Source organism: Flavobacterium tructae, assembly GCF_001853485.1.
Lineage (GTDB): Bacteria > Bacteroidota > Bacteroidia > Flavobacteriales > Flavobacteriaceae > Flavobacterium > Flavobacterium tructae.
The window spans coordinates 144,606-158,371 of record NZ_MIKE01000011.1; the positions used below are offsets into that span (position 1 = coordinate 144,606).

Annotated in this window: 10 protein-coding genes; 7 read left to right on the top strand and 3 right to left on the bottom strand. The window is 37.1% G+C overall.

The window, feature by feature from the left end; genetic code table 11:
• Positions 1-3 precede the first annotated feature (3 nt).
• Together BHE19_RS02685 and BHE19_RS02690 are read left to right on the top strand one after the other, a co-directional pair.
• On the top strand, positions 4-1,653 hold the full coding sequence (locus BHE19_RS02685) for a pyruvate dehydrogenase complex dihydrolipoamide acetyltransferase (RefSeq protein WP_070905837.1): 1,650 nt from the start codon (positions 4-6) through the stop codon (positions 1,651-1,653).
• A gap of 206 nt (positions 1,654-1,859) precedes the next feature.
• Positions 1,860-3,707 (top strand): hydrolase/aminopeptidase, encoded by a 1,848-nt coding sequence (locus BHE19_RS02690; RefSeq protein WP_070905838.1) that lies wholly within the window; start codon positions 1,860-1,862, stop codon positions 3,705-3,707.
• 84 nt (positions 3,708-3,791) lie between these two features.
• On the opposite strand, the gene BHE19_RS02695 is transcribed toward BHE19_RS02690, so the two are convergent.
• On the bottom strand, positions 3,792-5,033 hold the full coding sequence (locus BHE19_RS02695) for a glycosyltransferase (RefSeq protein WP_070905839.1): 1,242 nt from the start codon (positions 5,031-5,033) through the stop codon (positions 3,792-3,794).
• 115 nt (positions 5,034-5,148) lie between these two features.
• On the opposite strand from BHE19_RS02695, the gene miaE reads away from it, so the two are divergent.
• From miaE to BHE19_RS02715, 4 genes are all read left to right on the top strand, one after another.
• Entirely contained in the window at positions 5,149-5,730 is a 582-nt protein-coding gene (miaE, locus tag BHE19_RS02700; RefSeq protein WP_017497237.1) for a tRNA-(ms[2]io[6]A)-hydroxylase, read from the top strand.
• Positions 5,731-5,782: 52 nt separating this feature from the next.
• Positions 5,783-8,539, top strand: a complete 2,757-nt coding sequence (locus tag BHE19_RS02705; protein ID WP_070905840.1) for an AsmA-like C-terminal region-containing protein — start codon at positions 5,783-5,785, stop codon at positions 8,537-8,539.
• Between the two features lie 85 nt (positions 8,540-8,624).
• Complete coding sequence (locus BHE19_RS02710; RefSeq protein WP_070905841.1) at positions 8,625-9,437, top strand: helix-turn-helix domain-containing protein; 813 nt, start codon at positions 8,625-8,627, stop codon at positions 9,435-9,437.
• 75 nt (positions 9,438-9,512) lie between these two features.
• Positions 9,513-11,189: a serine hydrolase domain-containing protein gene (locus BHE19_RS02715; protein WP_070905842.1), complete on the top strand. Its 1,677-nt coding sequence runs from the start codon at positions 9,513-9,515 to the stop codon at positions 11,187-11,189.
• Between the two features lie 260 nt (positions 11,190-11,449).
• Here the strand turns inward: BHE19_RS02715 and rpmA are convergent, their stop codons facing one another.
• Positions 11,450-11,710, bottom strand: coding sequence for a 50S ribosomal protein L27 (gene rpmA / locus BHE19_RS02720; RefSeq protein ID WP_017497241.1), 261 nt, complete (start codon positions 11,708-11,710; stop codon positions 11,450-11,452).
• A 24-nt stretch (positions 11,711-11,734) separates the two neighbouring features.
• Complete coding sequence (gene rplU, locus BHE19_RS02725; protein WP_070905843.1) at positions 11,735-12,169, bottom strand: 50S ribosomal protein L21; 435 nt, start codon at positions 12,167-12,169, stop codon at positions 11,735-11,737.
• Positions 12,170-12,442: 273 nt separating this feature from the next.
• On the opposite strand from rplU, the gene BHE19_RS02730 reads away from it, so the two are divergent.
• Complete coding sequence (locus tag BHE19_RS02730) at positions 12,443-13,765, top strand: M16 family metallopeptidase (protein WP_017497243.1); 1,323 nt, start codon at positions 12,443-12,445, stop codon at positions 13,763-13,765.
• Position 13,766 lies beyond the last annotated feature (1 nt).

Below are 13,766 nucleotides of genomic sequence, written 5' to 3' on the forward strand. Positions count from 1 at the left end.
TCAATGGCAACAATTATTACAATGCCTCGTTTGAGCGATACTATGACGGAAGGAACGGTAGCGACTTGGCTTAAAAAAGTAGGCGACAAAATTAGCGAAGGAGATATCTTAGCTGAGATTGAAACAGACAAAGCAACAATGGAATTTGAGTCTTTCAACGAAGGAACTCTTTTACATATCGGAATACCAGCGGGAGAAACTGCTCCTGTTGACTCTTTATTAGCAATCATTGGAAACGAAGGAGAAGATATTTCTGCTCTTTTAGCCGGTGGTGCTGCTCCTGCTGCAGAAGCGCCAAAAACAGAAGCTGCCCCTGCTGCAGAAACAAAAACAGAAACTGCTGCTCCTGCAAAAGCAGCCACTGAATTACCAAAAGGTGTTGTAGTGGTTACTATGCCACGTTTGAGCGACACGATGACTGAAGGAACAGTAGCTACCTGGTTGAAAAAAGTAGGTGATGCTGTTGCCGAAGGAGATATCTTAGCAGAAATTGAAACAGACAAAGCTACTATGGAGTTTGAGTCTTTCAATGCCGGTACCTTATTATATATTGGAATTCAAGAAGGAAATACAGCTCCTGTTGACAGCTTGTTAGCTATCATCGGACCTGCCGGAACTGATGTTTCAGGAATTTCTGCAAACTATACTGCCGGAGGTGCTGTAAGCGCTCCTGCAACTGAAGAAACTAAAGCTGCTCCTGCTGCTGAAAAAGCAACAGAAACAGTAGCCGAAACTTCAAACGGAGGAAGAATTCTAGCTTCGCCATTAGCGAAGAAAATCGCTTCTGACAAAGGAATTTCATTAAATCAGGTTAAAGGTTCAGGAGAAAACGGACGTATCGTGAAAAGCGATATCGAGAACTTTACTCCTGCTGCACAAACACCTGCTGCGGCTACTGCAACTACAACTTCTGCTGCTAAACCACAAGAAGCTGCACCTGCTGCACCAAAAGTATTTGTTCCTGCCGGAGAAGTTTTCACAGAAGAGATCAAAAACTCTCAAATGCGTAAAATTATCGCAAAACGTTTGGCAGAATCTTTATTTACAGCTCCTCACTACAACTTAGTGATCGAAGTAAGTATGGACGAAGCTATGGGAGCAAGAGCAACAATCAATACGGTTCCGGATACAAAAGTATCTTTTAACGATATGGTAATTAAAGCTTGTGCTTTAGCCTTGAAAAAACATCCAAAAATCAACTCTCAGTGGAAAGAAGATGCAATCATCATCAACCACCACGTAAACATTGGTGTTGCTGTAGCAGTTGAAGACGGATTAGTAGTTCCTGTATTGAAATTCACAGACGCTATGAGTTTATCTCAAATTGGCGCAAGCGTAAGAGATCTTGCCGGAAGAGCGAAAAACAAAAAACTGGGACCACAAGAAATGGAAGGAAGTACTTTTACCGTTTCTAACCTTGGAATGTTTGGTATCACTGAATTCAATTCAATCATCAACCAGCCAAACTCTGCAATCCTTTCTGTAGGAGCAATTGTAGAAAAACCGGTAGTGAAAAATGGTCAGATTGTAGTTGGAAACACCATGATGCTTTCATTAGCATGTGACCACAGAACAATCGACGGTGCAACCGGAGCTCAGTTTTTACAAACATTAAAACAATACATCGAAAGCCCGGTGACCATGTTAGCATAATTTTTATGTCCATGCCGCCTAAGCAAAGTCAAAACGACTAAGCAAAGCCGAATATCCGTCTGAGTGAAGCCGAATGTCCGTCTGAGCGAAGTCGAATGTCCGTCTGAGCGAAGTCGAAGACCCCCTCATAATAAAATCCCGTCCCGAAGTTTTTCGGGACGGGATTTTTTGTTTAATTTTCATCCTCAAATCCAAAACATATAAAAATGAAGAAAATAACTCTTGTAGCTTTATTCTTAGCAGCTCTTGCCTGCCAGAAAAAAGAACAAACTGAAAAAAATACAGCCGTCATTGACGAACACAGCTATTCTAAGCCGGAATTAGCTGTCGTCAAACATCTTGATCTCGATATCAAAGTAGATTTTGACACACAAACCATTACCGGAAAAGCGTCGTGGCAAATTGACAACATTAGCAAAGGAAACGAAATAATCTTCGACGAAAACACCCTTAACATTACCAAAGTAACCTTAGGAGACGAAGAAAAAGAAACAAAATTCAAACTTGGTACCGACGTAGAATTTCACGGAAAACCACTTCACATTACCATCGAACCCAACACTACTAAAGTTAACATTTACTACAGCACTACCAAAGACGCAGTGGCACTACAATGGTTGACTCCGGAACAAACAGCAGACAAAAAGAAACCATTTCTTTTCTCTCAGGGCGAAAGTGTTTGGTCCCGTACCTGGATTCCATGCCAGGACTCACCGGGCATTCGTTTTACATACAATGCAAAAGTTACGGTTCCAAAAGATTTAATAGCCTTAATGAGCGCTGTTAATCCGCAAAAGAAAAATGACACGGGAGTTTACACCTTCAAACAAGACAAAGCAATTCCTTCTTATCTAATGGCTATCGCTGTTGGAGATCTTGAATTTCAATCTATCGACAAAAGAACCGGAGTTTATGCAGAACCTTCTTTGCTGAAAAAAGCAACATGGGAATTTGCCGAATTAGGCAACATGGTTGGCGCTGCCGAAAAACTATACGGACCATACCGTTGGGGACGTTACGACGTACTGGTTTTACCTCCAAGCTTTCCTTATGGCGGAATGGAAAACCCAAACTTAACTTTCCTTACTCCGGGCGTTATTGCCGGAGATCGCTCACTAACAAGTCTTTTAGCACATGAATTAGGACATAGCTGGAGCGGAAATTTAGTAACCAATGCCACCTGGGATGATATTTGGTTAAACGAAGGATTTACGACTTATGTAGAACACAGAATCGGAGAAGCCATCTTTGGAAAGAAAGAATTCGAGATGCAAAACGTTATCACAAACAAAGAATTAGTCGATAATGTAGCTGAATACGGAGACACCAATCCGGATACAAGATTGAAAGTTAGTCTTACCGGAAGAAATCCGGACGATGGTATCAGTATGATTCCTTACGTAAAAGGGTATGCCTTTTTAAGAGTTATCGAGAATGCTGTTGGTCGTGAAAAATTCGATCCGTTTATTAAAAACTATTTCGACTCACATGCTTTCCAATCGATCACAACGGAAGACTTCGTAAAATACATTAACGAAAACCTTATTAAAGGCGACAAGGCTCTGGCGGATAAAATAAAACTGGACGAATGGATTTACAAACCGGGAATTCCGTCAAACATCCTTCCGGTAAGTTCTCCTGATTTTGATGCAATTGATAAAATCCAAAAGACATGGAGAGAAACCGGCGTGACAGGTCTAAGTAAAAAAATTACGACAACTGCCGAAAAACAGCATTTTATAGATCATCTTCCAGCTGACATTACAGTAAAAGAGATGGAAGCTATCGACAAAGAATTCAACTTTACAAAAGGCGGTAATTTCATCATCAAACGTCAGTGGTTTGTTCAGGCCATTGAACATCAATACAAAGCAGCCAATCCTGCTATTGAGCAATTTCTAATTGGAATAAGCCGAACAGGATCTGTAATGATGCTATACAAAGAAATGGTTAAAACTCCTGAAGGAAAAGTGTGGGCTAAACAGATTTTCGAAAAAGCAAAATCAGGTTACCATGCGACAACTATTCAGGCTGTTGAAGGCATTTTGAAATAGTATCCAGTATTCAGTTTGCAGTCTCAGTTTTCAGTCCCGGTTACTGAAAACTGAGACTGAAAACTGTAAACTACGACTAAATACTTACTTATTCTTCGCTTCAATCCACTTTGACATGTACATGGTGCTTTTATAAGCATGATGCTGCAATAAACTGCCCATAAAATTATGCAGACGATGACTTGTAGAATCCATTAGCAATGAATTTACCACAGACATGAATCCATCTGAGTATCTGTCTTTCAGATAACACTCGTTGATAATTGCAATTCCCTTTTTCTGAGCTTCCTTCCAAAGATTCTCATCCTGATAAAGTTTAATCGCTTTTATAGCAAATTCAGCTGCATCATCTTCTATAAAACCATTCCAGAGCAAATTAGCATGCATGGCTTCAGAACCAATTGCAGTAGTCACACTTGGCGTTCCACACTGCATAGCTTCTAACAATTTCCCTTTTAAACCTGCTCCAAAACGAATTGGCGCCAGCACAACTCTCGCATTTTTCACGATTTCGACAGCATCCACTGCCCTTCCCATGATATAAAATCCATTCTTAGGCTGATGTATTTGCAATACCTTTTGTGACGGATAAGCACCGTAAATTTCCAAAACAGCCGTTGGAAAATCTTTTTTGATCAAAGGCCAAATTACTTCTCTTAAGTACTGAACCGTATTCCAATTGGGCTCATGAAAGAAATTCCCAATAAAAACAAACTTATTCCTTTCTTCAAATGATGGCAATTTCAAAAGATCATCTTCAGACATCGAATCTGTCAAAAAAGGAAGATACAAAAGCAAATCGGCACTGATTCTGAACTTGTCTTTTAGAACATCCATTTCAAACGTCGAAATAATCAAAGACAAATCACATCTTAAAATACTGGCAATTTCTCGTTTTGCTACTTCTTCAGAAAAAAGATCTGTCACTTCAAACTTTCGGTTTTCTTTAAAAGCCTTTTGTCTGGCAGCGCGTAAACAATGCAAGTCTTCGGTATCAAGAATCCGAATTGCTTCAGGACAGTTTTCCGCCACTCGCCATCCAAATTGCTCTTCGATCATAAAACGATCAAAAACGACAACTTGCGGGTTTAGTTCCTTTACAAAATCATCAAAACTGGCCGAATTGAGTTCAATGCTTTTTTTTGCTACTCCAAACTCAGACAAATCAACCATAAAATCACTGTCTAATGCCGCACTGACAAATGTGATGTCAAATTTATTCTGTTTAAAAATAGAAATTAACTGCATCATTCTTCCTCCGGCAGCAGACGAATTTGGTTCGGGCCAGACAGAACCGATAATTAAAAGTTTTTTCACTTGATTCATTTACATTCCATTCAAGCTACAAAATAATGCTTTTTTGAGCGTATTCACATGGAATTTCCTGTTTTTTGGTCATAAAAATGAGTAATTTTGCACAATACAAATTTCGGAATCAATTATGTTAGGATTAAAATTAGCCACAGACCCGCGCTGGGTAAATATAGTAGAATCAAATATCGAAGAGATTTTGACGGATCATGCGTGGTGCGAGCAAAAAGCAGCTTCAAATGCCATCAGCTTAGTGACTTACAATTCTGAACTGGAAGAATTGGTTACCGAAATGCTTGTAATCGCCAGAGAAGAGCTCGAGCACTTACAAATGGTGCACGATATTATCAAAAAAAGAGGCTTGACATTGGGGCGTGAACGAAAAGATCACTATGTAAATGAGCTTTTTAAATTTATGAAAAAAGACGGAAGCCGCAGAGACGCTCTTTGCGACCGCCTATTGTTTTCGGCTATGATTGAAGCCAGAAGCTGTGAGCGTTTTAAAGTACTTTCTGAAAACATAAAAGACGAAGAACTGGCTAAATTCTATCGTGATTTAATGATTTCTGAAGCCGGACATTATACTACATTTTTAGGTTTTGCACGAAAATATACCGACAATATCGATATTGATAAACGCTGGAAAGAATGGATTGAATTTGAAGGCTCAATTATTACCAACTACGGAAAAAGCGAAACCGTACACGGATAATATTCTTTTAAACTCGATTTTCATTTTTTACCTATAAATACCACAACTTGTTATGTCTACAAATAAAATAAAGACCATTTTACTAAAAACGGCCAAATACCTTGGGATTACCTTTGTTGTCATTATAGGACTACTATTCCTTACTCCCATTATTTTTGAAGATCAAATCAAGGAACAAATTAAAAAAACCGCTAACGAAAAGCTGAGTGCAGAATTGAATTACTCTGATGTTTCGGTTTCGTTTTTTCAACATTTCCCCTCGCTTACTTTAACCTTAAGCGATTTACACCTTAACGGATCGGCACCTTATACAAAAGAAAAATTCATCACTGCGAAAGAAGTTTCGTTTGGGATCAATGTAGCCAGTCTGATTTTCAGCAAAGAGGTAAAAATCGATCAGATTTATTTATCAGATTCCTTTATCAATGTAAAAGTAAATGAAGAGGGAGAAGCCAATTACAATATTTACAAGTCAAATTCTCAAGCCGAAACCCCTAAAGACAGTACCGAAACCGCTTTAAAACTGGAACGAATTGAAATTTTAAACAGTAAAATTGTTTACGATGACAAATCAACCAAAATCCATTTTGATGCGTTCGGATTTGATTATTTAGGAAAAGGCGATCTAAACAAAGCTGTTTTTGATTTGTATTCGAAAGCAAAAATTGAAAAATTGAATATTGTTTATGAAAATGAACCTTATCTAATGAATAAAAAAGTGAACGCTGATTTGATTACAAAAGTCAACGTCAACTCCCTGTCCTTTTATTTCCAACAGAATAACCTTAAAATAAATGATCTTGTGGTCGACTTTATAGGGAAATTCGACTTCCTGAAAGACGGTTATAATATGGATTTTGTAATCAAATCAGACAACAGTGATTTACACGATGTTTTTACCGCCTTCCCTCCAAAATATATCACCTGGCTGTCGAAAACAGAATTAAAAGGAAATACCAACCTGCTTTTAACTTTAAAAGGAGATTATATTGCCGCACAGAACATTGCACCGGATCTTAATCTGGATGTGAAAATAGACAGCGGATTTGTCAATTATAACAAAAGTGCTTTTCCGGTTTCCAATTTAAATTTAGAGATCAAAACAAAAGTTCCGTCTTTAAATCCGGATCTGCTAATTGTCGATGCCAAAAATCTGTCTTTAAACATCAAGCAGGATTATCTGAAATCAAAATTCTATGTCAAAGGCATAAACACTCCGGATATTAATGCTGATTTTAAGGCCAAAATTGATCTTGGAAAATTAATGTCGGCACTTGGAATTCCAACTATTGTTTTAAAAGGAAATCTGGCTGGTGACGTAAAAGCTAACGGAAAATTTGATTTAAAAAACAAACTTCTTCCCGTTACCAATGGTACTATTGACTTGGTAAATGGCTATTTAAAAACACCTTATTATCCAAATCCGATCACAGATATTACTATCAAATCTAAGGTTGAGAATCAAAAAGGGACTTTTAGTGATTTAAAAACAAACCTAAAACCTGCTCAGTTTACTTTTGAAGGAAAACCTGTTTTCGTAGAAGCCGATTTGAGTAATTTTAATGATTTAGCTTACGACATCAAGGCTAAAGGAGAACTGGACGTGAACAAAATCTACAAAGTTTTCTCTCAGCAAGGACTTGATCTGGACGGTTTCGTAAAAGCCGATTTGGTTTTAAAAGGAAAACAAAGCGACGCCGAGAAAGGAAATTACCGCAAGCTGTACAACAAAGGAACACTTGAACTTAGAAACATCGGAATAACTTCTGAATATCTTCCGAAGAAATTCATCATCAAAGAAGGTATTTTCAAAATCAATCAGGATAAAATGTCCTTCAATAACTTTTTGGCTGCCTACGGTCAATCTGATTTCAGGTTAAATGGTTACCTGCAGAACGTTTTCAATTATGCTACTACCAATACCGGTGTTTTAAAAGGCTCTTTTAAATCGACTTCACGATATATCAATGTGGACGAATTTATGTCGAGTACTACAACAAATACTGCTGCTACAGCAACCACAACGGAAACCAAGCCTCAGGCTCAGCCAGCTCAAACCGGTGTAATTATTATTCCGGCCAATTTGAATCTGCAGTTTACAGCCAACGCTCAAAAAGTAAATTTTGACAAATTGAATCTTTTAAATGCTGTTGGAAATCTAAGCATGAACAAGGGTAAACTGAACATGCAGAATACCGGTTTCAATCTAATTGGCTGTGATGTTAGCATGAATGCCAATTATCAGGCGATAACTCCTAAAAAGGCCAATTTTGATTACGCGATTAAAGCCTCTGATTTTGATATCAAAAAGGCCTACAACGAAATTGAAGTTTTTAGAAAAATGGCAAGCGCTGCCGAAAAAGCACAAGGAATTGTTTCTTTAGACTACCAATTAAAAGGCCGTTTAAACAGTAAAATGGAACCGGTTTATCCATCGCTTGCAGGCGGAGGAACACTTTCGATAAAAGATGTAAAAGTTCGCGGACTGAAAATGTTTAGTGCAGTAAGCAAACAAACCAATACAGAGTCGATCAAAAATCCGGATCTTTCGAAGGTCGACATTAAAACGACCATCAAAAACAACATCATGACGGTAGAACGTTTTAAGTTTAAGTTTGCGGGCTTCCGACCAAGAATCGAAGGTACCACAAGTCTGGACGGAAAACTAAACCTGAAAATGCGTCTGGGTCTTCCGCCTTTGGGGATTTTTGGAATTCCTTTAACCATTACCGGAACTCAGGATAATCCAAAAATAAAAGTGGGAAGAAAATCTCAAAATTTAGAAGAAACAAAAGATACTGAAGAATAAAACCAGAAAACCTGTTCATAATGAGCAGGTTTTTTAATTTAAATCAAATTATATTTATAGTTTTGAATAGCAATGCAACGCACTCATGAAACAATCTAAAAAAGGAGAGTTTTACGGCCAGACCAACAAAACGATTTCTCTTGAAGGAATAACGTTGACTGATACCGTATATACACACCCTACAGTAGACTGGCATTATCATGAGCATGCCTACTTCACTTTTATCCTGCAGGGAAATGTAATTGAAGGAAACAAAAAAGAGGTTTACAATTGCGCTCCCGGAAGCCTGTTGTTTCATAACTGGCAAGAACCACACTACAACATTAAACCGGAAGGCTTTACCAGAGGTTTTCATCTTGAAATTGAAAAAAAATGGTTTGATGACCTCACCTTAAACAGCAACAACCTGCAAGGAAGCACAACTGTCCTAAACCCCGACATCAAACTTTTGATGTATAAAATTTTCAGAGCGACCAAAATTGACGATTTTCATTTTGACCTTTCGACACAAACCCTGTTAATTGAAATCTTATCCAAACTAAATGGTGATTTTGAATCCATCAAACATAAAAATCCTAAATGGGTTACAATGATTGATGAAATCCTTCACGATCAGCTTACCGAAACCATTACACTTGATTATTTATCTAAAATATTAGGCATTCACCCTATTCATCTTTCAAGAGATTTTTCAAAGTATTTTCATTGCAATCTGGGAGAATACATCCGAAAATTAAAAGTAGAAAAAGCACTCTCACTCATTGCCCTTCAAAGCAAATCCTTAACCGAAATTGCGTACGAATGCGGTTTTTCTGATCAAAGTCACCTGACCAGATCCTTTAAAGAAATAAATGGCCTGAATCCTTCCGAACACAAAAAAATACTGTTCAAAAAATGAGTCAGATGTTAATCCTGTACAATTTTTTAAATTTATTACAGAGTAACTTTGCCTTTCAATCTTATAATCAATCAAATGACAAAACACTTTCTTTTACTTGCCCTGCTATTTTGCAATGGCATAATTTCGGCACAAAACAATAATCTGTTCAAACCCGATGAGATTACAACCGAACTGCATAAAAACAACATTGGTAAAGTTACTTTTATGAAGGGCAACATTCCTCTGGAGCAGTATAAAGAATCTGATATTCTGAAATCTTTTGAGCTAACCTACAAATCCGATTTGAATATCAGAGTTTTCATGAACAACTCTGTCATCAATTACCTGCACCAATTGAATCCTGAATTATCCGCAGATCAACTTTTAACAACCGGAAACCTTCAGTTTGCCTTTTACATCGACAATAAACTCCTCTACACCGAAAACCTTAACTACGGATGCAGTTTTGGATCAGCAGGCAGTAAAAACACCTCAACAACCTTTAGAGTTCCTTTAACCAGTACAAAAAAAGAAGATTGGTGGTCTATTTATTTATGGGAAAGATTCAAACTTAATGGCGGAGAAAAAGCCCTAACCAACGGCAAACACAAACTAAAAATAGAAATTCGTCCTTACCTTAAATCCGATAAAAACAATGAAATTAAAACTGGCGATTTAATTGCAAAAGGAGAAGTTCAGCTTATCTTAAAAGCTCCGAAACTAACCGCCAAACAAATCGAAGTTCAGCCTATCCAGCCTAACAGTGACTGGGAAGTTTCGAATTTTGCTTTTGACAAGAAGAAAATTGAAAAACTCAATACTGCTATTGCCAGCTACAATTTGAAGGAAATTACAAGTATCGTTGTAGTCTACAATAAAAAACTACTGCTTGAAGAATATTTTAATGATGCTAACCGAAACACATTACACGATACCCGATCGGCAGGAAAATCTTTTGCATCGACATTAGCCGGAATTGCCATGAACGACGGCTATCTTAAAAACGAAAATCAGACTTTAGACCAATTTTACGATTTAAAAAGTTTTGCAAATTACGCCCCTAAAAAAGACAACGTAAAAATAAAAGACTTACTCACCATGAGTTCCGCTTTTGAAGGATCCGATCAAAATAGCGATTCCCCCGGGAACGAAGAAAACATGTACCCTACCGATAATTGGGTAAAATTTACTTTAGATTTACCAATGGACAAATCTAAAACCAATGGCGGTCAATGGGATTATTTTACGGCCGGTGTCGTTTTATTGGGCGACATCATTCACAAATCTGTTCCTGGAGGATTAGAAAAATATGCCGATGAAAAACTTTTTAAGCCTTTAAACATCACCCACTATCAATGGCAATATACGCCTCAAAAAGTAGCGAATACTGCAGGAAGCCTTCAAATGACTTCTCTGGATTATGCAAAATATGCACAGTTGTATCAAAATAACGGTCTTTGGAAGGACAAACAAATCTTAACTGCCGATTGGGTTCAAAAAACCCTTACGCACCAAATTCAGATTCCGGAAAGACAAAATGAATTCTATGGTTACTTATTTTGGAACAAAACTTTCACTTTTAAAAACACTCCTTACGAAACCTATTATTGCGCCGGTAATGGAGGAAATGAGTTTATGATTTTTAAAAATCTTCCGCTTGTAGTAATCATTACTTCAAAAGCCTACAACAAACCTTATGGGCACGCACAAGCCGATACCATTGTACAAGATTATATTTTACCCGCAATACTAGCAAACAAACAAAAGTAGTTGCTCTAAAAAATAGACCCGAGTCCGACTGAGCAAGGGCTTCGACTTCGCTCAGCCGGACATCGTGATATCAATTATAAATCTTAGTTTTAAACTTAAATATCAAAACCTAAAACTTGAAACGTGAAACCCGAAACTTTGAACTTGAAACTTTGAACTTGAAACCTGAAACTTGAAACCTAAAATTTAACCTTTCATCATTCCACAAAAAAACCCGCTCATCAAAGATGAACGGGTTTTTGTAATAAGTAATCTAATGATTATGCTTCGAATGGAAGGATAGATACATAAGATTTGTTATCTTTTTTCTTTTGGAACTTAACAACTCCTGCTACTCTTGCGTGTAGTGTGTGATCTTTACTGATGTAAACATTTTCACCTGGATTGTGTTTTGAACCTCTTTGTCTAACGATGATGTTCCCAGCAATAGCAGCTTGACCACCAAAAATCTTAACGCCTAGACGTTTTGATTCTGATTCTCTACCATTCTTCGAACTACCGACACCTTTCTTGTGAGCCATGACGTATGAGTTTAAATATTGTTATTATTCTTTAGTAGCTTCTTTTTTTGCTTTTGGAGCTGCTTTTTTTGCTTTTGGAGCTTCTGCTTCAGCAGATACTTCTTCAGCTACAACCGCTTTTTTAGCTGCTGCTTTTTTAGTTCCACCAGCTGCAGTAATACCTTCAATTACAATTTGAGTAAGATATTGTCTGTGACCATTTCTCTTTTTGTATCCTTTTCTTCTTTTCTTTTTGAAAACGATAACTTTGTCTCCTTTTAAGTGTTGTAACACTTTAGCTTCTACTGAAGCACCTTCTATAGCTGGGGCGCCTAAAGTTACATTTCCGTTATCGTCTAATAAAAGAACTTTGTCAAAAGAAACTTTTGAACCTTCTTCGTTAGCCAAACGGTGAACATAAACCTTTAAGTCTTTGCTTACTTTAAATTGTTGCCCTGCTATCTCTACGATTGCATACATACCAAATTGATTTATTGATTTTTAAGGTTGCAAATATACAACTAATAATTTACTGTGCAATCCCTTATTCTAAAAATATTTATTTCAGCTTTATAACTGTTTTTCAAGACGTTTCTGCATTCCAAAAAAGCTATTTAGAAGTAAAATACTGTTAAAATTTAATCATTTCATTCCTGTTTTCCTAAATGCTAATTAAAATAACCTATTTTTGATGTAACGATAATCAACTCTTGACTACCTATTTATTAGGTAAATATAAATTTATTAATCTTTATGAAAAATTCAATCATTATGTTAAGTGCGGCACTAATGCTCGGCGGAGTGGCTCATGCTCAAAAGGTAGCTTTTGAAGAATACAATTTAGACAACGGAATGCACGTCATTTTACACAATGATCCTTCAGCTCCGGTTGTGATTACCTCGGTTATGTACCACGTAGGATCAAAAGACGAACGTCCGGACCGAACGGGTTTTGCACATTTCTTTGAACATTTATTATTTGAAGGAACTAAAAATATCAAACGCGGCGAATGGATGAAGATCGTTACGGCTAATGGAGGTGTAAACAACGCCAACACTACTGACGACAGAACTTATTACTACGAAGTTTTACCTTCAAACAACTTAGAACTTGGCTTATGGATGGAATCGGAAAGATTAATGCATCCGATTATCAATAAAATTGGAGTTGACACTCAAAACGAAGTAGTTAAAGAAGAAAAAAGACTGCGTTATGACAATCAGCCTTACGGAAACATCTTGCCGGTTGTAAAAGAAAACATGTTCAAAAAACATCCGTACCGCTGGACCACTATTGGTTCCATGAAGGATCTGGATGCCGCAACTCTTGAAGAATTTCAGGCTTTTAATAAAAAATTCTACACCCCAAACAATGCCGTTTTAGTGGTGGCAGGTGATTTTGACAAAGCCAAAACAAAAGAATGGATTCAGAAATATTTTGCTCCAATTCCAAAAGGAGAAGAATTAAAAAAACAAACTTACGTAGAAGAACCAATCAATCAGACCATAAAAGCCACTTACGAAGATCCGAACATTCAGATTCCAATGGTAGTTGCTTCGTACAGAACACCATCAATGAAAACCAGAGATGCAAGAGTTTTGGATTTGATTTCTTCTTACTTAAGTGATGGAAAAAGCTCTAAACTGTACAAAAAAATTGTAGACGACAAAAAAATGGCGCTTCAGATTGGAGCAGTAGGATTTAGTCAGGAAGATTATGGAATGTACATATTATACGGCTTGCCAATGGCTCCTAACACAACAGCCGACATCTTAAAAGAAATGGACGAAGAAATTGTAAAAATTCAAACGGACTTAATTTCTGAAAAAGATTATCAAAAATTACAAAACAAATTCGATAATAATTTTGTGAATGCCAATTCAACAGTAGAAGGAATCGCAGAAAATCTGGCTTCTTTTTATCTGCTTTACGGAGATGTTAATTTGATAAATACCGAGATCGACCTTTATCACTCTATCACCAGAGAAGAGATCAGAGAAGTAGCAAAAAAATACCTAAACCCTAACCAGCGTTTAATTTTAGACTATATTCCTTCAACTAAAGCTCAAAACTAAG

Bases quoted from the DNA above. Each gene is read 5' to 3' on its own strand.
- BHE19_RS02685 (WP_070905837.1), top strand. From the start codon at position 4: ATGGCAACAATTATTACAATGCCTCGTTTGAGCGATACTATGACGGAA.
- BHE19_RS02690 (WP_070905838.1), top strand. From the start codon at position 1,860: ATGAAGAAAATAACTCTTGTAGCTTTATTCTTAGCAGCTCTTGCCTGC.
- BHE19_RS02695 (WP_070905839.1), bottom strand. From the start codon at position 5,033: ATGAATCAAGTGAAAAAACTTTTAATTATCGGTTCTGTCTGGCCCGAA.
- miaE (WP_017497237.1), top strand. From the start codon at position 5,149: ATGTTAGGATTAAAATTAGCCACAGACCCGCGCTGGGTAAATATAGTA.
- BHE19_RS02705 (WP_070905840.1), top strand. From the start codon at position 5,783: ATGTCTACAAATAAAATAAAGACCATTTTACTAAAAACGGCCAAATAC.
- BHE19_RS02710 (WP_070905841.1), top strand. From the start codon at position 8,625: ATGAAACAATCTAAAAAAGGAGAGTTTTACGGCCAGACCAACAAAACG.
- BHE19_RS02715 (WP_070905842.1), top strand. From the start codon at position 9,513: ATGACAAAACACTTTCTTTTACTTGCCCTGCTATTTTGCAATGGCATA.
- rpmA (WP_017497241.1), bottom strand. From the start codon at position 11,710: ATGGCTCACAAGAAAGGTGTCGGTAGTTCGAAGAATGGTAGAGAATCA.
- rplU (WP_070905843.1), bottom strand. From the start codon at position 12,169: ATGTATGCAATCGTAGAGATAGCAGGGCAACAATTTAAAGTAAGCAAA.
- BHE19_RS02730 (WP_017497243.1), top strand. From the start codon at position 12,443: ATGAAAAATTCAATCATTATGTTAAGTGCGGCACTAATGCTCGGCGGA.